Below are 17,662 nucleotides of genomic sequence, written 5' to 3' on the forward strand. Positions count from 1 at the left end.
CGGGATAGAAAAGGCTCCCAGCCGGAATGGCTGGGAGCCTCATCACATGCTATTTCGAACGAAGATTTAGCAGACGCCCTGGGCGAGCATGGCGTCAGCGACCTTCAGGAAGCCGGCGATGTTGGCGCCCATGACGAAGTTGCCCTCCTGGCCGTACTCCTTGGCGGTGTCGTCCACGTTGTGGAACATGCCGCGCATGAGCTGCTCGAGCTTGCCGTCGACCTCCTCGAAGGTCCAGGACAGGTGCTCGGCGTTCTGGCTCATCTCCAGGCCGGACACGAGCACGCCGCCGGCGTTGGCAGCCTTACCGGGCATAAAGGCAACGCCGTTCTCCTGGAAGTAGGTCGTGGCCTCGATGGTCGTGGGCATGTTCGCGCCCTCGCCGACCACCTTGCAGCCGTTGGCGACGAGCGCCTGGGCGTCCTCGAGCAGCAGCGTGTTCTCGCGAGCGCAGGGCAGCGCGATGTCGCAGGGCAGCTGCCAAACGCCACGGCCGTCGCCCTCGTGCCGCACGGCGTTGGGCTTCTCGTCAACGTACATAGCGAGCGTAACGCCCTTGTCGTGGCCAGAGCGCTTCTTGTTGTAGACGTGCTCGAGCACAGTGTAGTCGATGCCGTCGGGATCCTCGACCCAGCCGTGAGTATCGGAGCAGGCCAGCACCTTGCCGCCGAGCTGGGAGACCTTCTGAACGGCGTAGATAGCGACGTTGCCGGAGCCGTGCACGACGACGTTCTTGCCCTCGAAGGAGTCGCCGCGGCTCTTGAGGTACTCGTCCACAAAGTAGGCCAGACCGTAGCCGGTGGCCTCGGTACGGGCGAGCGAGCCGCCAAAGGAGAGGCCCTTGCCGGTGAGGACGCCGGTCCACTCGTTGGTCAGGCGCTTGTACTGACCGAACAGGTAGGCAACCTCGCGGCCGCCAACGCCCAGGTCGCCGGCAGGAACGTCGGTGTTGGGGCCGATGTGGCGATAGAGCTCGGTCATGAAGGACTGGCAGAAGTGCATGATCTCGTTGTTGGACTTGCCCTTGGGGTCAAAGTCGGAGCCGCCCTTGCCGCCGCCCATGGGAAGGGTGGTCAGGCTGTTCTTGAGGATCTGCTCCAGGCCCAGGAACTTGAGCATACCCAGGGTGACCGTCGGGTTAAAGCGCAGGCCGCCCTTGTAGGGTCCAATGGCAGAGTTGAACTCGACGCGATAGCCGCGGTTGACCTGAACCTTGCCCTGGTCGTCGACCCAGGGAACACGGAACATGACGATGCGCTCGGGCTCGACGAGGCGCTCCAGCAGGGCAGCCTCCTCGTACTCGGGGTGGGCGTCGAGCGCCGGCTGGATGGTGCCGAGGATCTCGGTCGCGGCCTGGATGAACTCAGGCTGCTCGGGATAGCGGGCCTTGAGCTCTTCGAGAACTTTCTGCGTGTAGCTCATGCTTCCTCCAATGATGGGAAACGAAAAATGTTGATCGCGGCACCCTATGCGCCGCGAACTTTATCGTGTATGGATAATATCGCACTGTTGCGGGAAAGTTTCGCATAAGCAGACGGGCAGATGTTTCGTTTTGATTACGATGCAGGTAGAAGCGTTTTTGAGTGCCTGACATGCAAAACCCGTGTTTCAAACCTGTTTCGTCCACATGTTCCAAACCACCACATTGGGGACAGGCACCTTTGTGGTGATGTTGGTGGTTAGAGGACGAGCTGATGATAGTCGGCAGGGGTTATGCGGCCCTCGGTGGCGGCGCGGAAGGCGGCGAGCGCATCGCCCGAGAACGGCATGGCCCAGCACAGGCCGCAGCCGGCGGTAATGGAGCCTGGCAATGGCATAATGCGCCCAGGCACACCGGCATCCAGGCACAGCTGCTCGCATTCCATCACATCGAAGGTGCTGTCAAACGACACGATAATCTTGCGCTCATGGTCGAGGGCATCACCGGACGGGCCGCCGCGGTGTGCCTCACGATACGCCGCGGCGGCCGCTTCCTCTTCCGCGGTATGCCCGCAGCCTCCGCAGCCGCAGGTACAGAGTTCGGACCCGTCGCAAGTGCAAGGCTCTCCCGTGTCGGGGCAAATATCGTGAGACATGGCATCTCCCATCGTCTAGGCGAGCAACTCGGCCGCCGCAAACTCTTCGGGTGTATTGACGTTTTCGAAGCAGAGCGTGGAGCCCGCGGCCTTAACGATCTGCGACTCATCCATATAACCGGCCTGAACGCGATTGATCAGGCAGCGAATGCGCTGGCGGTCGCAGGCGAGCAGCTCTTGGGCAACCGGCGCACACGCGTCACGGCGCCAGACGGCGCAAAGCGGCTCAATCCCCCGCTCCTCGCGCGGCACGCACACGTCGAGCGCCTCGGCCTCAACACGATCGGCGAGCGCGCCGATGAGTTCCGGCGAGACAAACGGCATATCACAGGCGACGATAGCCGCGAGAGGAAGCCGAGCCGCAGCCAACGAACTCGCGATGCCGCGCATGGCGCCCGCCGACCCTTCAAGGTCCGCCACCACACGCGGCACCAGGCCGCCAAACGCGCGCTCCTCAAGGTAGGCCAACTCGCTGGGACGCGAAGTCGTCACGACCAACTCGCCGGCAACTGGCGCCAGCCGACCCAGCACGCGCTCGATGAGCGGTTCGCCGCAAAACGTCATGCGCGCCTTATCGCGGCCCATGCGTGAGGACAGCCCGCCCGCTTGGACGACGCAAGAAAGATCGACCCGTCTTACGGTAGTCATACGGCAAAACACCTCCATCGGCATGCTCGAAACCCGACACACGAAGCCAGATACCGTCGCCGATAAAGCGGGCGGCACGGCAAACCCACGCAAAAACAAAACAGCGCCTTTGCGGCACGCAGCAAGACCGCGAGCACAAAAGCGCTGGTAGCGTATGGCGGGAACGTATGTGAATCGAACACATCCAAGACGTTTTGCACGCCTCGCAACGGTTTTGAGGACCGCGGAGCCCACCGGAGCCCATCCGTTCCCAAGTGCGGCGGTATTTTACCAAACCGAGCAGCCAATCTAGCGCAGGGAGCGCAGGCCGCCAGAATCCTTGTCGAGCACCGTAAAGCGCACGGCATCTAGATGCTCCAAGATGCTGATTGCACGTTTGCGCGACACACCCAGGGCCTCGCGCAGCACGCTCGTGGTGGCTGCGCCGCCGGCTGCCTCAATGGCAGCGGCGACGAGCTCGCGCGCATGGACCTCGGCGGTAGCAGACAGGGCAACGTCGCGCTCGACCTTAACGATCGAGCGGCTGAGCGAAAGCTCGCGCAGGGCACGCGTCATGGTGTCGCGACCGAGCTGCAGCTGTTCGCCCACCTCGGGAAGCGCCGGTGCATCCAGGCCAGCCTCGTCAAGCAGCGCGACGATGCGCTCGCAAGCCTCTCGCACCACGCGTGCCGCCGCGGCGGCCGAATGCGGATCGAATACCTCGGCGCCCTCGGCGGCGCACACGCCACGGGAGCAGCCCTCGGCAATCAGGGCCGCGGCAACGCCTTCATCAGCGGCAGGCCACGCAGCATGGGCAACGGCACCAGGCGTAAAGCCCGTCTCCTTGGGAGCCGTCGCGTGCATGGCTGACAAGGTCGCCGCCAGTGCATCCATCGCGGCGTCGAGCACGACGGCGTCCGCAAAGAGGCCCTCATCACCCACGGCAAGCTTGCGAACGGAGTCCTGCGCCACCAACCCGCGCAGTGCAGCATCGACATCGCCGACGCCAAGATCCAAAGCGTCGGCAACATCAACCGCCGTAACCGGCAGCGTCTGCAGCGCCAGCCAAGCGCCCACACCGCCCGCGATATCGCCGGACTCGATCGCCGCATACAGCGCACGCTCCCCTTCGGCAAGCTCGCGCGAGCGACGGCAGCGCGAAAGCAGCACACGCCCGCCACCAATAAGCATCACGGGCGAATAGGACAGCACCACGGCATGGTCCCCGGCACGCAGCGGCAGCGAGTTTTCCAAGCGCACCTGAACAATACGGGTCTCGCCCACCGCCATGGGGGCCTCGCCCTCCATGAACATGATGCGACCAACAACCTCGGCTGTACCCGCCATCACGTGCACACGCGCACCCGACTCGAGCACACGCGGCTTGGCTCCCTCGCGACCCAAATACGTAAACGCCATCATAAATCGCATCGTCTGGCCAAAGCGGCCCGCCACGCCGAGCATCTCACCGCGATCGAGCGCGGCGACGGCATCGCCCACCAAGTTGAGTGCCACGCGTTGCCCAGGCAGCGCGCGCGGCGTATCGCCATGCACCTGAATCCCGCGCACACGACAGACCGTACGCAACGGCAAAGCCATCAGCTCGTCGCCCACCGTAACCGGCGCATCATGCAGCGTTCCCGTCACGACGGTGCCGACGCCCTTGATCGTAAAGCAGCGGTCGATGGGCAGACGCGGCGCGGCATCGGTGAGCTCGGAACGGTCGCGGCAAGCATCCCAGCAGGCACTTACCTGCTCGTCGAGCACCGCAAGCAGCCCGTCAATCCCCTCGCCTGTCTTGGACGACACAGGCACGATCGGCGCGCCCGCAAACACGGTACCCGACAAAAAGTCATCGACATCAAGCTCGGCAAGCTCGGTCATCTCGGCATCGGCCAGGTCGCACATCGTCAGCGCCACCACCATGTGTGTGACGCCCAGCAGCTCCAGCACATGCACGTGCTCGCGGGTCTGCGGCATCACGCCCTCAACGGCAGAGACCACCAGCACGGCCACATCGATGCCCGTGGCACCCTGCACCATGGCGCGCAGGTAATGCGCGTGGCCCGGCACGTCGACCAGGCCAACGATCTTGCCACTCGGCAGCGCCAGCTCGCCAAAGCCCAGCTCAACGGTCATGCCGCGGCGACGCTCAACCTCCAGACGGTCGGGATTCTTGCCGGTCAGTGCCTCGATCAGTGCCGACTTACCGTGGTCGACGTGGCCCGCCGTACCAACGATAACGGGACACTCCACCAGCGCTTTAACCTCACTCATCGAACAATCGCCTTCTCAACGCACGCGACGAGCGTCGATGCCGCCGTCTCGATATCGCGATCGCCCACGAGCGTACGGACGTCAAACAAAATGCGATCGTGCGAGGTTCGCGTGACGACCGGCGTGTCGAAGTCCTGGACAAGAGAGCGCTTGAGCGCATCGACCGTCAGGCGCTCGTCAACAAGACGCACGGCAACGCACATCGTGGGCAGCTCCACGGTAGGCAGCGAACCGCCACCGGGGGTCGACGACTCCTCGACGATTTCCACCTGCACGGCGCACGGGCAACCGGCCTTATCGAGCCCGGAGACCATACGATCGCGCAGCTTGCGGGCACGTCGTTCCAAATGGGCCTGCGGCAGCGTAAGCATGCTGAGCACCGGCACCTCGCGATGGGCCACGTCCGCCCCGTCCATGTAGATGCGCAGCGTGGCCTCGAGCGCCGTGAGCGCCAACTTGCCCGGGCGCAGGGCGCGCATAAGCGGATGCGACCCACAGGCCTGGACCAGATCGCGACGACCCATGATAATGCCCGCCTGTGCGGCACCGAGCAGTTTATCGCCCGAGCACGACACCAGATCGAGCCCTGCCGAAACCGAAGCCGGCGTGGTTTCTTCGCCGCCGCGCACCAAGATGTCGTCGGGCAACAGCGCGCCCGAGCCCTGGTCCTCGTAGAACAGCAGGCCATGCTTGTGACCAAGCGCCGCAAGCTCCCGAGAGCCCACCTCCTCGTGAAAGCCCTCGATGCGATAGTTGGAAGGATGGACCTTGAGGATCATGGCCGTATCGGGCGTGATGGCGCGCTCGTAGTCCGACAGGTGCGTGCGGTTGGTGGCCCCGACCTCGACGAGTTTGGCGCCCGAGGCCTCCATGACGTCGGGGATACGGAAGCTGCCGCCGATCTCGACGAGCTCGCCACGGCTCACGATGACCTCTTTGCCCGCGGCATGGGTGGCAAGCACCAACAGCACCGCGGCGGCGTTGTTGTTGACGACCAGCGCGTCCTCGGCACCGGTGAGCGAGCGGATCAGTTGCGCGGCGTGCTCCTTGCGCGACCCGCGCGAACAGGTGTCGACGCTGTACTCGAGCGTGCTATACCCGCGCGCAACCTCGGCCACTGCCTTTGCCGCCGACTCCGCGAGCGGGGCACGGCCCAGATTGGTATGGATGACCACACCCGTGGCGTTGACGGCGGGGCGCAGGCTCGGCAGCGCGGAGCGATGCGCACGCCACTCGATGGCCGAGGCCAGCTCGCGCTTGGAACGCGGGGCGGCACCGGCGCGAATGGCGGCGCGCTCCTCGTCGAGCTCGGCCGTCACGGCAGCATGGACCACCGCGTCGCAGGTCTCCCCCGCCGCCTTCACAACCGGCCACTCGGCAAGCAGCTCATTGACGGAAGGAATGGCGCGCAGGCGGGCGCGCACCTCATCGGACATGTTCTGGCTATCGCTCATGTGCGGCCTTTCAAAAGAAACGTGGATCAGTCGAATACATCAGCTGAGTCAATTACTCGTCATTATCCCCGCACGCGACGATCTTTTCCACGCGAACGGCGTTTTCCTGGGTGAGCGCGGCACCCGTCAACGGGTCCCAACGCAACGGCGTATGGTCGAGCGGGCCCACGCCCAAGCCTTGAGCGCCACCGGCATCGGCGCCAAACGAACGCCCACCGGGGGCGGCCGAGGTGAAGATGCACGCCGGATGCAGATACGGCGTCGTCTCCACACGCACGCGGTCGCGGCCCATATCGCTCACGAGTTCGACGATCTCGCCGTCGGCGATGCCCATGTGCGCAGCAGCATCGGCATTCATCTGCACGGCATCCAGGTCCGACCCAGCCTCAGCGGCACCTTGGGCTGCAAGCCTTCGCGAGGTATGCGACTCAAAGGGACGGTTGCCGCTAATGAGGCGAAACATCCCCGGGCCAGGCTCCACCATGGGAGCGATCCAGTTGGGCACGCGACCCAGACCGGAGCGTTCCCATACGTCGCTTGCCAGCGCGATCCTGCCGCCGTTCAAGGGAATCACCGGCTCGCCCGTACGCGACGGCAACGCAGCACCCGTGTCGGCCCAGCCGCGCTCCTTGAGCTCGTCCAGATTGATCCCAAAAGGCGCCACCTGGGCAGCCGCCAGATCGTCAGATGTAAACTGGAAGTACTCGCCCGCGCCACACGCATGCGCCAGACCGGCAAAAATCTCCCGACCGGGACGTGTGTCGTCATGCTGCACAGGCAGCACGGCGTTGCGGTAGAACACCCGCGAATCGTTGACGCCCACAGCCGTGCCCACGCCGCGGTCGGCCTCCAGATACGTCACGTCGGGCAGCACGAAGTCAGAAGCACGCGCCGTCTCGGACCAGCGAATATCAATCGTCACGAGCAAGTCGAGCTGCTGCAAAATACCCAGCCAAGCCTGTGCATTGCCATAGCCCGCACCGGGGTTACTGGCATAGACGATGAGCCCACACAAATCGCCGGCAAGAATCGACTGACCGATGGTCGTGCACAGGCCGCGCACCGGATCGACCAGCGGATAACGCTCGGACCCCAGCTTGGGCCTGCGCGGCACCGGCGGCGTCGCAAAACGTGCGGGATCGAGATCGCCCAACACAAGCGGCGTGGGCGGATTGAGCGCACCGCCCTCATGCCCGATGCAGCCCAGAAGCACATCGACCAAGCAAATAGCGCGCGCGGTCTGGGTGCTATTGGCATACGCGATACCGATGCCGCCATGAAAGCCCGCATCCACCACAGCGGCAGGCGCTGCGGCAGCGAGATCGCGCGCCGTGGCGACAATCTCTGCGGCCGGCACGTCGCACATCGACTCGGCCCACTCGGGCGTCCAAGCACTGGCCGCCTGCGCCAGCTCATCAAAACCCGTGGTATAGCGGGCAACGAACTCGTGATCGTACAGGTCCTCGGCTACCAGCACATGTGCGATACCCAGCAGCAACGCCAGATCGCATCCGGGACGCACGCGCAGCCAGCGGTTGGCAAGCGCGGCCGAACCGCTGCGCCGGGGGTCAACCACGATGATCTTCGCCCCGCGCCGGCGCGCATCGTTGAGCGCGTCAACGGCCCCCATCGTCGACGAATCGACAATGGAACGCCCCAGGTACATGATGCAGTCGGTATGCGCCAGGTCGGAGGCGGGACTATAGCCCAGGCTGTGCTCCCAACCGGTAAGCCGGCTTACCTCGCAGGCGCCATCGGCACCGTACACGTTGGGCGAACCCAGCGCATGCATAAAACGATACGCCCAGTAGCGGTCGAACGAGGGCACGCCGAGCGTCATGCCCAGCGCACGAGGCCCGCGCTCGTCAACAATCCCCAAAAGGCGCTCGGCAATCTGAGCAAACGCCTCATCCCAGGAAATCGCATCAAACCCCGAGTCATCACGACGACGGCGCATGGGGTGCAAAATCCGGTCGCGCTCGTCAAACGGCATGTCCAAGCGATGGCGCCCGCGGGCGCACAGGGCACGCGCCGCGCACGGATGCCCCGGCACCGGCAACTCGGCCACCACGCGACCGTCCTCAACGCGTGCCGCAAAGGCACAATCGGCATAGCATCCCCCGCATGTGGTCACCACGGCGCGACCGTCACGCTTCACAGCAGATGCCATCTCGATTACCCCCTTCATCAGCCAAACACAACAGGCCAACAGCCCGGCAACGGGCCCCAGACCCAAAAAGCCTCCCGCACGGCAACGCCCCGCGGGAGGCCCAACGTCAAACAGACGGTACCTTACGCCTCGGACTTCTTGGCGTAGATAAACCAGTAGCCGAGCGCGATCAGAACCGCGCCGCCCACGATGTTGCCCAGCGTGGCGGCGGATAGGTTAAACGCAATGCCCGCGACGTTGAGTGCATCGGCCCCGGCAACCTCGGCACCATAACCGCATGCATGCATCACGGCACCCATGGGCAAAAAGTACATGTTGGCAATGCAGTGCTCAAACCCGCAGGCAACAAAGGCTGCGATGGGCAGCAGAATGCCCACGACCTTATCGACCACGGTCTTGCCGGCAGTACCGATCCACACGGCCAGGCACACAAAGATGTTGCACAGGATGCCGCGGAAGAAAATCGTCACCCAGTCGATCGTCACCTTGCCGGCGGCGACGCTCACCATGGAGTTGGCGACCGCCTCGCCGTTGAGCTTATAGATGCCGGCCATGTACACCAAAAAGACGATGAACAGGGCACCGACAAAAATGCCGACCCACACGACGACCCAGGCCTTGAGCATCTGGGCCAGAGTGATCTTTTTGCTCTTGAGCGCGCAGACCATAAGCGAATTGCCGGTAAACAGCTCGGCGCCGCAAACCAGCACCAGCACCAGGCCCAGGCAAAAGCACAGGCCGCCCACGACGCGCTGGGCACCCCAGCCCAGCGTGCTGTCGCTCAAAAACACCGTAAAGAACAGGCCGCCGAAGGCGATAAACGCACCGGCGAACATTGCCAACAGAAAGGCCTTAGCGACCGGCAGGTTAGCCTTGGTCACGCCGGCGGTCTCGGTCTTGGCCTCGATCGCGGCGGGCGCCAGGCAATCGGGAGCGGGGTACTCCACCTTGGAATCTGCCATGTCAATCACCTCTTTCCTATTCAGCAGAGGCAAGCGCTGCTATAGCTCCTGCCCCAAGCGGACAAAGTGGGAAAAGTCGTTGGCGGCCACGGCGTCGTACACGGCGTCGACGGCCTCAAAGACCTCCGGGGACATGGGGTTATAGAACTCCGTATCGCCCGGCTGAATCCCTATGAAGACGATATCTTCGCACGATTGCTCAATCTCTTCGATCAGAATCGACAAAGGGAGCGAATGCGTGGTGAACATCGACTTGCGGGCCACATCACGTTTGTCGAGCAGGCGAATGGCGCCGACGGGCAGCGCCATATCGGCGGCATCGACCAAAACCAAACGCGGCGGACGCTCACGCTTGACCTCGATGATGTCATCCTCGGGCGTCTGACCGCCATCGATGGTGTACCAGCCGGCAAGCGGCGCGTCCTCCATCTTTTTGGAGAGCACGGGGCCGGCGGCATCGTCAGCACGCAGCACGCTTCCCGCCGTGAGCACAATGCCCGCAAACGGGGCGCCGTTCACACGACCATCCACAACGCGACCCATTACTGCAACCTCCCCGTCAGATACACGCCCGACACATCGCGCACGCGTTCAATCAGATCGCGAAACTTCATTAAGAACGCGACCTGCTGGGCATGCAGGCCAAAGTCGTCATCGAACACCGAGATGCCGGCCTTGGCCGAACCGCGAAAACCGCGATCGTCGAGCAGCGTGTCGCAGGCCTCGAGCAGCGACGGCACCGCCGCCTTGTCGAGCTGGCACTCGCCAAAGGAGCGGATGGCCTCGAACTTGGTCTTGGCCTCCCCCTCCGGCAGCGCGTCGACGAGCGAATAGAACACGTTCACCGGCACCGACAGGCGCGGCTCAAAGCAGTCGAGCACGCCGGTGTGGTGGCCCACGGCGAGCGTGTAGTACAGCACGTCGCAGGCCTCCTGGGGAACGTCTTCCTCGGTCTCCACAAACTTACGCGTGAGCTCATAGAAGACCACCTGGTCGGGCGTACGGCCCAGGCAGGGGTCGGCGACGCCCTCGGCGGCCTCGTCGCTTGCGCGCGAGGCATCGCCAAAAGAGCCGCCGAGCATGCCGGGGCCCGCAAAGTAACCAGAGCGGTCCGTGAGCTCCATCTAGCGACCTCCGGCCAACACCAGATCCTGTAACGCCGAGTACACCTCAACGCGGCGAGGATCATCCTGCTTGTCGATGAGCAGCGCCATGGCGCCGCGGATATCGCCCTTGGGCGCGCCCTCGAGCGTATCCATAAACTCGTTGGCCAGGTCACGGCCGTAGCGGTAGCCGCTCATGGCGCGAGCCTCACGCTCGATGGCCACACGCAGCTTGTACGGCACGCCGGGGTGCAGGATATCGGCCTGCTCGCCGGCGGCCTCCACCGTGGTCTCGGCATGGAGCTTTTGGTCCAGCAGGCCAAGTGCCATGGCAAAGCCGTAGACGGTCTGCGCGGGGCTGGGCGGGCAGCCGGGGATATAGACATCGACCGGCAAGATCTTGTCCGTGCCGCCCCAGACGCAGTAGTTGTCGTAGAAGATGCCGCCGGTGCAGCCGCACGCGCCATAGGACACCACGATCTTGGGATCGGGTGCGGCCTCAAAGGCGCGCAGGGCCGGCATGCGCATGGCACGCGTCACGGCACCGGTGTACAGCAGCACATCGGCGTGACGGGGCGAGGGCACGACCTTGATGCCAAAGCGCTCGACGTCGAAGACGGGCGTGATGGAACCGAAGATCTCGATCTCGCAGCCGTTACAGCCGCCGCAGTCAACACGGTAGACGTACACCGAGCGCTTGATCTTCTTAAGAAGGGTCGCCTTGGCCTTCTCGATGCTCTCGTCGAGCTCGATCTTGGTCGGGCGGTACTGAAGCCGCTCGGGCAAAAGCGTGGGTTCGGCCATGGTTACTCCTCCTTCGTTTCAAAATCCATGATGATGCCCTCGACCGGCGCCGGACCGGCGGGAATCTCGGGCGCATCGGGGTTGAGCTCGCGGTCGATATACTCCGGGTTCACGCCGTGGCCGCCCAGATACTCCATGCCGGGGCCCTGGGGCTCGCCGGACGCAAGCGTCTCGTTGGCAGCCATGCCGGCAGCGTTGCCGGTCTTTACGGCCGAGGCGGCGCGCAGGGCGTCGAGCTCGCGCTTGCACTCCTGGCACATACCGACGGTACGGGCGGCCTGCTCGGCCTCCATGCCGCCGGCCTTTTGCAACAGGCGCTTAGCGTAGTCGATTTCCTTGTGCGGGGCAAACGGCTTGCCGCAGCGCGAGCAGTGCTCGAGCGTGTAGACGCTCTTGCTGGTGAGGTCGTCTTTGCTCATGACGGCCAGCTCAAACTCCTCGGTGAGCTTGATGGCCTCCATGGGGCAGGCCTCCTCGCAGCGGCCGCAGAAGATGCAGCGACCGTAGTCGATCGACCAGGTGATGGTATCGTCCGCAAGGTCGGTGTCCATACGAATGGCATCGGCCGGGCACGCCACGCCGCAGGCACCGCAGGCGATGCAGAGCTCGGCATTGTGCTCGGGCTTGCCGCGCATGTCCTTGTTGGTGGGAAACGGCGCAAACGGGTACTTGACCGTCGCGTCGCCGGCCTTGGCGTTAACCTTCCAAAGCTTCAGCATATTAGAGCGCCTCCTCATCGAGCGGGGCGGCCATGGTGCCCTCGCCCGCAAGCGGCGACTTGTCGCGCCAGACGTTTTCGAACTGCTCCTTGTCGAGCACGTGGTCGCGCTTGGCGGCGACATCGGTCACCGTCACGCGGTCGGTGCAGGAGTAGCACGGGTCGAGCGAACCGACGATCAGCGCAGCGTCGCCCACGGTGTTGCCGCGGAACATGTAGCGCAGGACCGGCCAGTTGCTGTACGTGGCCGCCTTGGCGCGCCAGCGGTAGCACTTCTGGTTGTTGCCGAGCATGGCCCAGTGCACGTCCTCGCCGCGCGGCGCCTCGGTGGCGCCGATGGCGTACTTGTGCGGGGTGTACTCCCAATCCGTGGTGAGGATGGGGCCCGACGGGCAGTTCTCGAGCATGGTCTCGATCATGTCGATCGAATCGTAGACCTCCTGGATGCGAACGGCGGTACAGCCGAAGGCATCGCAGGTGTCGGCCGTAGCGGCGTGCATCTTTTGAACGTCCGGATCGGCGTAGCCGTCGAAGGGATGGTCAAAGCGCACGTCGCGGGCATAGCCAGAGCCACGCATGAGCGGGCCGACCGGCGAAAAGTCGCGAGCGATCTTACGGTCGAGAATGCCGATGCCGCTCGTGCGCTCAATAAAGTTGGGCGTGGAGAGCAAAACGTCGACGAGCTCCTGGACCTCGGAGCGCAGCTGATGGATGGTCGTGAGCGTGGAGAGCTTCTGCTCGGCCAGGATGTCGCGACGCACGCCACCGATCACATTGAGGCCATAGGTCTTACGGTGGCCGGAGAGTTTCTCGGCCAGGTCCATGGACTTCTCGCGAACGCGGAAGAACTGCTGGAAGCCGGAATCGAAGCCGGTGTAGTGCGATGCGAGGCCAATGTTGAGCAGGTGCGAGTGCAGGCGCTCGACCTCGAGCATGATGGCGCGGATGTACTGCGCGCGCGGCGGGACGTGAATGCCCTGGGCGCGCTCGACAGCCTCGGCGTAGGCCACCGAGTGGGCGCAGCCGCAGATGCCGCAGATGCGGTCGGCAAGGAACGTGACGGCATCATAGTTCAGGCGCGTCTCGGCGACCTTCTCCATGCCGCGGTGCACGTAGAACAGACGATAGTCGGCGTCGACGATCGTCTCGCCCTCGACGAACAGGCGGAAGTGGCCGGGCTCGTCGGAGGTAATGTGCAGCGGGCCCATGGGGACGAGCGTGGTCTCCTTGCCCTTGGTGTCGGCCAAGAACTCGTAGTTTTCCATGTCGCTCGCGGGAGCGGGACGGAAACGGTAATCCATCGAATCCTTGCGCAACGGGTACAGCCCGCTGGGCCAATCATCGGGCAGCACGAGGCGACGACGGTCGGGCAGACCCTCGGGGATCAGGCCGAACATGTCGCGCAGCTCGCGCTCGCCCCACACGCAGGCGGGGACGAACGGCGTCACGGACGGGAACGTCATCTTGGCGGGATCGACCTCGGTGCGCACGGTCACCCAGCCGGGATCCTCCCCCTCCATGGAGATGACGTAGTACACGGCGTAACGGCCGCACAGGCTGCGCTCATCGTTGCCGATGATCACGGGAATCCAGCCGTAGCGCTCGTAGTACAGGTAGTGGACGGCCTCGGGCAGCTTGTCCTGCTTGACGGTAATCGTCAGCTGGTCCTCGCACTGCCACTCAACCTTCTCGATAGCGCCCGGCACTGCGGCGCGCAGGGCCTCGACGTGGCTTTCGCAACGACGAGCGTAGTCCTTCTTTTCAGGTTCTGCCATGGTGCTAATTCACCTCGCTTGTCTTGGTCTGGGAACTGAACACCATGCGGTAGAGAGGAGCCTCGTGGAGCTCTTCGACGCTCTGGTTCAAAACGACGGACGTTGCATCCTCGACGCCGCTCGTGATGGCGACCGGGGTGGCGATACCGAACCACATGACCACGATCGCGAGGGCGATCTCGGGGATGATCATGAGGGCGGGCACCTCGTGGCGCTTCATGCCCTCGGGCGCCTTGCCGAAGATGGACTTGAGCGCGATGCCGGTAAGGGCAAAGTACACGCCGGTGAGGCCAATGGCCACGAGCACGACCACCCAGATGGGACCGGACTGGACGCCGGCCACGAAGGTGAGGAACTCGGAGATGAACAGGGCGAACGGCGGGAAGGCGGCGAGCGCGAGCAGGGCGATGATGGTGAGCGCTGCCGTGACGGGAGCGATCTCGACGACGCCCTTGATCTTGTTCAGGTCGCGGGTGTGGTAGATGTGCTGGATGTTACCGGCCATGCAGAAGGCGAGCGCCTTCGTGAAACCGTGGAAGATGCAGTGCAGCAGGCAGGCGGCGATACCGAGCGGACCACCGATACCCAGGCACAGTGCGACCACGCCGACGTTGTCGACGGAGGAGCACGCGAAGCGGCGCTTGATATCGTCCTGCTTAAAGATGCACAGGGCGGCCACCAGGATGGACAGCGTGCCCAGGATGAGCAGGAGCGTACGCGGATAGGTGTCGCCCACCGTGATGATGGACAGGGAGTAGAAGCGGATGATCACCAGCATGGCGCACTTGAGCAGCACGCCCGAGAGCAGCGCGGAGACCGGGCTCGGAGCCTGGGAGTGCGCGTCGGGCAGCCAAGTGTGCATGGGGAACAGGCCCGCCTTGGTGCCGAAGCCGATGACGATGAACGCGAACGCGAGGCGCACGAGCATCGGGTCGAACTGGTCGGCGTAGGGCATGATGGAGGTGAGGAAGGCTGCCTCATGCGCGTTGGGCATGATATCGGCGGCGTTCGCGTAGATGAGCAGCGTGCCGAACAGGCCGAAGGCCACGCCGGCGGTGCAGACCATCGCGTACTTCCAAGACGCCTCGAGCGCCTGCTTGTTCTTGTAGATGCCCACGAGGAACACGGTCGACAGCGTGGTGGCCTCGACCGCCGCCCAGGTGAGGATGATGTTGTTGGACAGGCAGGCGAGCAGCATCGTGAAAACGAACAGGCTAAACAGCGCGTAGTACTGCTTGGTGCGCTCGGCCGGCATGGTCTTCTCCTCGATATCGATCTTGATATAGGAGATGGAGTACACGCCGGTGATGAACCCGATGATGCCTACCAGAAGGACGAAGATCGACGAGAGCGAATCGAGATGGAGCCACAGGCCCAAAGCGTCGATATTCTGCCCGCTCGAGAGCATGGTTCCCGCGGTGACGACCGAAAGGACGAGGGTCGCCGCGACGGAGATGGTGTTGAGCCCCGCAAAGACGCTGTAGGACGTCGTCTTGGGGAGCGCAGCCATAATCAGGGAGAACACGAGGGGACAAGCGAGCAGGGCGACCGTCAGCATTGAAACATCCATGGCCTACCCCTTCAATTCGGTCAGGTCGTGGGAGTCGAGCGACTTGGTGTCGTTCCAGATCCTCACGACGACGGCGGACATGATGATGACGGCGAAAATGGCGTCGGTGGCGATGCCGATCTCGATGATCTCGGGGGCCGTGGGCGCGAGCAGGGCGAGCGTCACGTGGCTACCGTTCTCCATAAGGCAGTACCCGAAGATTTGCTTGAGGATGTTGCGCTGGGAGATGATGCACGTGAGGCCGACGAAGAAGTGCGCGAAGCTGATGGCGAGGGCCGGAGTAGCCACCTCAGCGGTGGGCAGGCTCAGGCGCGTGACCACCGCGAAGCAGATGGCCACCTCCAGACCGGTGAGGATGATGGTCCAGGCCGGCTTGATGGAGGAGGTCAGCGTGCTATCGGCAGGCGAACCCATCTTTTTGTAGGCACGGTTGAGAATGAACGGAACGAGGATCACCTTGGTGACGAAGGCCGACGCGGCCCACATGAGAAGCTCGGTGGCACCGGTGGTGAGGCCCAGGGTGAGCAGCACGCCCACCAGGACAACCGACTGGATCGCGTACCACTTAATGGCGGACGGGATGGTCTTCGAGACGACCACCATGGTGGAGGTCACGATCAGAAGACCGCCCAGGATATTGACTAACGAATAACCCATGTCCTACCTCCTAACCCATCCAACTAGAGGACAGAGGACCGGCGACGACGACCATGATCATGAGGACGACGAACACGAACGCCATGGCGCGCGGAAGGGGCTGGCCGGCGGCCACGGTCTCGCTCGGCTCACCGGGCAGGACCTTACCCATCCAACGCAGGAACCATGCGAAGGTGGCGACGGTCTCGACGACCATGACGCACACGAGGACGAAGATGACCGTGTTGGAAGCACCAACCGCGAAGCCACCGGAAATAATCTGGAACTTGGAGAAGAACGTGCTCATGGGGGGCACGCCGGCGATAGCGGTCGCGGCGACCGCGAAGCCCACGCCCGTGACCGGGTACTTCTTCATGAGGCCCTGGATCTTGGGCAACATACGGGTTCCCAGCGTGAAGCTGAGGGAGCCGGCGATGAGGAAGAACAGGGTCTTGGTGAACGCGTGGTTGAAGATGTGCTCGACGGCGCCGTTGAACGCCATCTGGCTTCCGAACACGGAGAGGCCCAGGCCGAAGAACACGTAGGCGAGCTGCGCGATCGTCGAGAAGGCGAGCAGGCGCTTCATATCCTTCTGGGGCAGGTACATGAGGAAGCCGAAGAGCATGGTCACGACGGCGTCGATGATGGCGACCCAACCGACGATCTCGGGGATATCGCCGGCACTCGCAAGAGCGCGGGCGAACACGCACACGCCGACCTTCACCATGGACGCGCCATGGAGGTAGGCGGAAACGGGCGTGGGGGCCTCCATTGCGGAGGGCAGCCACATGTAGAGCGGGAACTGGGCGGACTTGGCCCAAGCGGCGAACAGGATGAGCAGCAGCACGACGGTCTTCATACCGGAATCGAGCTGGGAGATCGCGCTCAGCGCGAACGTGCCGGTTCCGGCGAACAGGAAGGCCGCGCCGATGTAGAGTCCCAGAGCGCCGATATGGGTGATGATGAGCGCCTTCATACCGGCCTTCTTGGCCGTGGGCGTCATGTAGTAGCTAATGAGGCCCCAGGAGCACACGCCGGTGATCTCGAAGAAAACGAGCTGGCCGACGATGGTGGAGCTGTAGGCGAGACCGGCCATGGCGCCGATGAACGTGGAGAAGTACACGTAGAAGCGGCGACGGGGCGCGTCGGGATGCTCCTTGTTCTTATCGCTCATGTACGGGCACGAATAGATGACGACGAGCAGGCCGATAGCGACGAACGCGGGTGCGAGCAGCGTGCTCATCCGGTCGAATATGAAGCCCATGACCAAGGTCTGGCCCATACTCGCCCAGGTTACATCGACCGCGTTCATGCCGTTTCCGGCAAACGTCGCGGCCAAGCCAACGGAAGCGACCGTGGCGATGCCGCCGGCAAAGGCGCAGATCCATTTAGCGTAGGGACGCGGCAGCATGACGATGAGCAGGGAGCCCAGCATGGGGACGGCGATCGCCACCATGGCAAAGAGGGACAAGCTCGATTCGATTGACATAG

General features: G+C 63.8%; 15 protein-coding genes and 1 tRNA gene. All 16 read right to left on the reverse strand.

Annotated elements, in window-relative coordinates; genetic code table 11:
* Window positions 1–66: 66 nt before the first annotated feature.
* The 16 genes from gdhA to ACESUZ_RS03615 all read right to left on the reverse strand — a co-directional run bounded on the left by gdhA (window position 67) and on the right by ACESUZ_RS03615 (window position 17,660).
* Window positions 67–1,422 carry an NADP-specific glutamate dehydrogenase gene (gene gdhA, locus ACESUZ_RS03540; RefSeq protein ID WP_373198503.1) on the reverse strand — a complete coding sequence of 452 codons (1,356 nt, stop codon included), beginning with the start codon at window positions 1,420–1,422 and terminating at the stop codon, window positions 67–69.
* A gap of 257 nt (window positions 1,423–1,679) precedes the next feature.
* The gene (locus ACESUZ_RS03545; RefSeq protein ID WP_373198505.1) at window positions 1,680–2,075 is read right to left on the reverse strand and encodes a putative Se/S carrier protein; all 396 of its coding nucleotides are present in this window, start codon (window positions 2,073–2,075) and stop codon (window positions 1,680–1,682) included.
* Between the two features lie 15 nt (window positions 2,076–2,090).
* Window positions 2,091–2,723, reverse strand: a complete 633-nt coding sequence (gene mobA / locus ACESUZ_RS03550) for a molybdenum cofactor guanylyltransferase (RefSeq protein ID WP_373198507.1) — start codon at window positions 2,721–2,723, stop codon at window positions 2,091–2,093.
* A 155-nt stretch (window positions 2,724–2,878) separates the two neighbouring features.
* Window positions 2,879–2,975: transfer RNA gene (locus ACESUZ_RS03555), tRNA-Sec, on the reverse strand.
* Between the two features lie 36 nt (window positions 2,976–3,011).
* Window positions 3,012–4,979: a selenocysteine-specific translation elongation factor gene (gene selB / locus ACESUZ_RS03560; protein WP_373198508.1), complete on the reverse strand. Its 1,968-nt coding sequence runs from the start codon at window positions 4,977–4,979 to the stop codon at window positions 3,012–3,014.
* The gene (gene selA / locus ACESUZ_RS03565) at window positions 4,976–6,433 is read right to left on the reverse strand and encodes an L-seryl-tRNA(Sec) selenium transferase (RefSeq protein WP_373198511.1); all 1,458 of its coding nucleotides are present in this window, start codon (window positions 6,431–6,433) and stop codon (window positions 4,976–4,978) included. The genes selB and selA overlap by 4 nt, the downstream gene beginning before the upstream one ends.
* Before the next feature lie 52 nt (window positions 6,434–6,485).
* Window positions 6,486–8,603: a molybdopterin-containing oxidoreductase family protein gene (locus tag ACESUZ_RS03570; protein ID WP_373198513.1), complete on the reverse strand. Its 2,118-nt coding sequence runs from the start codon at window positions 8,601–8,603 to the stop codon at window positions 6,486–6,488.
* 122 nt (window positions 8,604–8,725) lie between these two features.
* Complete coding sequence (locus ACESUZ_RS03575; RefSeq protein WP_373198516.1) at window positions 8,726–9,565, reverse strand: formate/nitrite transporter family protein; 840 nt, start codon at window positions 9,563–9,565, stop codon at window positions 8,726–8,728.
* A 39-nt stretch (window positions 9,566–9,604) separates the two neighbouring features.
* Complete coding sequence (gene hycI / locus ACESUZ_RS03580) at window positions 9,605–10,108, reverse strand: hydrogenase maturation peptidase HycI (RefSeq protein ID WP_195919717.1); 504 nt, start codon at window positions 10,106–10,108, stop codon at window positions 9,605–9,607.
* The gene (locus ACESUZ_RS03585) at window positions 10,108–10,689 is read right to left on the reverse strand and encodes a formate hydrogenlyase maturation HycH family protein (RefSeq protein ID WP_373198519.1); all 582 of its coding nucleotides are present in this window, start codon (window positions 10,687–10,689) and stop codon (window positions 10,108–10,110) included. The genes hycI and ACESUZ_RS03585 overlap by 1 nt, the downstream gene beginning before the upstream one ends.
* Entirely contained in the window at window positions 10,690–11,472 is a 783-nt protein-coding gene (locus ACESUZ_RS03590; protein WP_006234107.1) for an NADH-quinone oxidoreductase subunit B family protein, read from the reverse strand.
* A 2-nt stretch (window positions 11,473–11,474) separates the two neighbouring features.
* The gene (locus ACESUZ_RS03595; RefSeq protein WP_152067702.1) at window positions 11,475–12,191 is read right to left on the reverse strand and encodes a formate hydrogenlyase complex iron-sulfur subunit; all 717 of its coding nucleotides are present in this window, start codon (window positions 12,189–12,191) and stop codon (window positions 11,475–11,477) included.
* A gap of 1 nt (window position 12,192) precedes the next feature.
* Window positions 12,193–13,965: a hydrogenase large subunit gene (locus tag ACESUZ_RS03600; protein WP_373198523.1), complete on the reverse strand. Its 1,773-nt coding sequence runs from the start codon at window positions 13,963–13,965 to the stop codon at window positions 12,193–12,195.
* Window positions 13,966–13,969: 4 nt separating this feature from the next.
* On the reverse strand, window positions 13,970–15,535 hold the full coding sequence (locus ACESUZ_RS03605; protein ID WP_373198525.1) for a hydrogenase 4 subunit F: 1,566 nt from the start codon (window positions 15,533–15,535) through the stop codon (window positions 13,970–13,972).
* A 3-nt stretch (window positions 15,536–15,538) separates the two neighbouring features.
* Complete coding sequence (gene hyfE, locus ACESUZ_RS03610; protein WP_035138044.1) at window positions 15,539–16,192, reverse strand: hydrogenase 4 membrane subunit; 654 nt, start codon at window positions 16,190–16,192, stop codon at window positions 15,539–15,541.
* Window positions 16,193–16,202: 10 nt separating this feature from the next.
* Window positions 16,203–17,660 carry a hydrogenase 4 subunit D gene (locus tag ACESUZ_RS03615; protein WP_373198528.1) on the reverse strand — a complete coding sequence of 486 codons (1,458 nt, stop codon included), beginning with the start codon at window positions 17,658–17,660 and terminating at the stop codon, window positions 16,203–16,205.
* Window positions 17,661–17,662 lie beyond the last annotated feature (2 nt).

Origin of the sequence: Collinsella aerofaciens ATCC 25986 (assembly GCF_964239575.1) — a bacterium.
In the GTDB taxonomy this organism is placed as follows: domain Bacteria; phylum Actinomycetota; class Coriobacteriia; order Coriobacteriales; family Coriobacteriaceae; genus Collinsella; species Collinsella aerofaciens_BQ.

Excerpts from the sequence above, each read along its gene's own strand:
- mobA (WP_373198507.1), bottom strand. The coding sequence starts at position 2,723 with ATGACTACCGTAAGACGGGTCGATCTTTCTTGCGTCGTCCAAGCGGGC.
- ACESUZ_RS03605 (WP_373198525.1), bottom strand. The coding sequence starts at position 15,535 with ATGGATGTTTCAATGCTGACGGTCGCCCTGCTCGCTTGTCCCCTCGTG.
- selA (WP_373198511.1), bottom strand. The coding sequence starts at position 6,433 with ATGAGCGATAGCCAGAACATGTCCGATGAGGTGCGCGCCCGCCTGCGC.
- hyfE (WP_035138044.1), bottom strand. The coding sequence starts at position 16,192 with ATGGGTTATTCGTTAGTCAATATCCTGGGCGGTCTTCTGATCGTGACC.
- ACESUZ_RS03570 (WP_373198513.1), bottom strand. The coding sequence starts at position 8,603 with ATGGCATCTGCTGTGAAGCGTGACGGTCGCGCCGTGGTGACCACATGC.
- ACESUZ_RS03595 (WP_152067702.1), bottom strand. The coding sequence starts at position 12,191 with ATGCTGAAGCTTTGGAAGGTTAACGCCAAGGCCGGCGACGCGACGGTC.
- ACESUZ_RS03545 (WP_373198505.1), bottom strand. The coding sequence starts at position 2,075 with ATGTCTCACGATATTTGCCCCGACACGGGAGAGCCTTGCACTTGCGAC.
- ACESUZ_RS03575 (WP_373198516.1), bottom strand. The coding sequence starts at position 9,565 with ATGGCAGATTCCAAGGTGGAGTACCCCGCTCCCGATTGCCTGGCGCCC.
- ACESUZ_RS03615 (WP_373198528.1), bottom strand. The coding sequence starts at position 17,660 with ATGTCAATCGAATCGAGCTTGTCCCTCTTTGCCATGGTGGCGATCGCC.
- ACESUZ_RS03585 (WP_373198519.1), bottom strand. The coding sequence starts at position 10,689 with ATGGAGCTCACGGACCGCTCTGGTTACTTTGCGGGCCCCGGCATGCTC.
- hycI (WP_195919717.1), bottom strand. The coding sequence starts at position 10,108 with ATGGGTCGCGTTGTGGATGGTCGTGTGAACGGCGCCCCGTTTGCGGGC.
- ACESUZ_RS03590 (WP_006234107.1), bottom strand. The coding sequence starts at position 11,472 with ATGGCCGAACCCACGCTTTTGCCCGAGCGGCTTCAGTACCGCCCGACC.
- gdhA (WP_373198503.1), bottom strand. The coding sequence starts at position 1,422 with ATGAGCTACACGCAGAAAGTTCTCGAAGAGCTCAAGGCCCGCTATCCC.
- ACESUZ_RS03600 (WP_373198523.1), bottom strand. The coding sequence starts at position 13,965 with ATGGCAGAACCTGAAAAGAAGGACTACGCTCGTCGTTGCGAAAGCCAC.
- selB (WP_373198508.1), bottom strand. The coding sequence starts at position 4,979 with ATGAGTGAGGTTAAAGCGCTGGTGGAGTGTCCCGTTATCGTTGGTACG.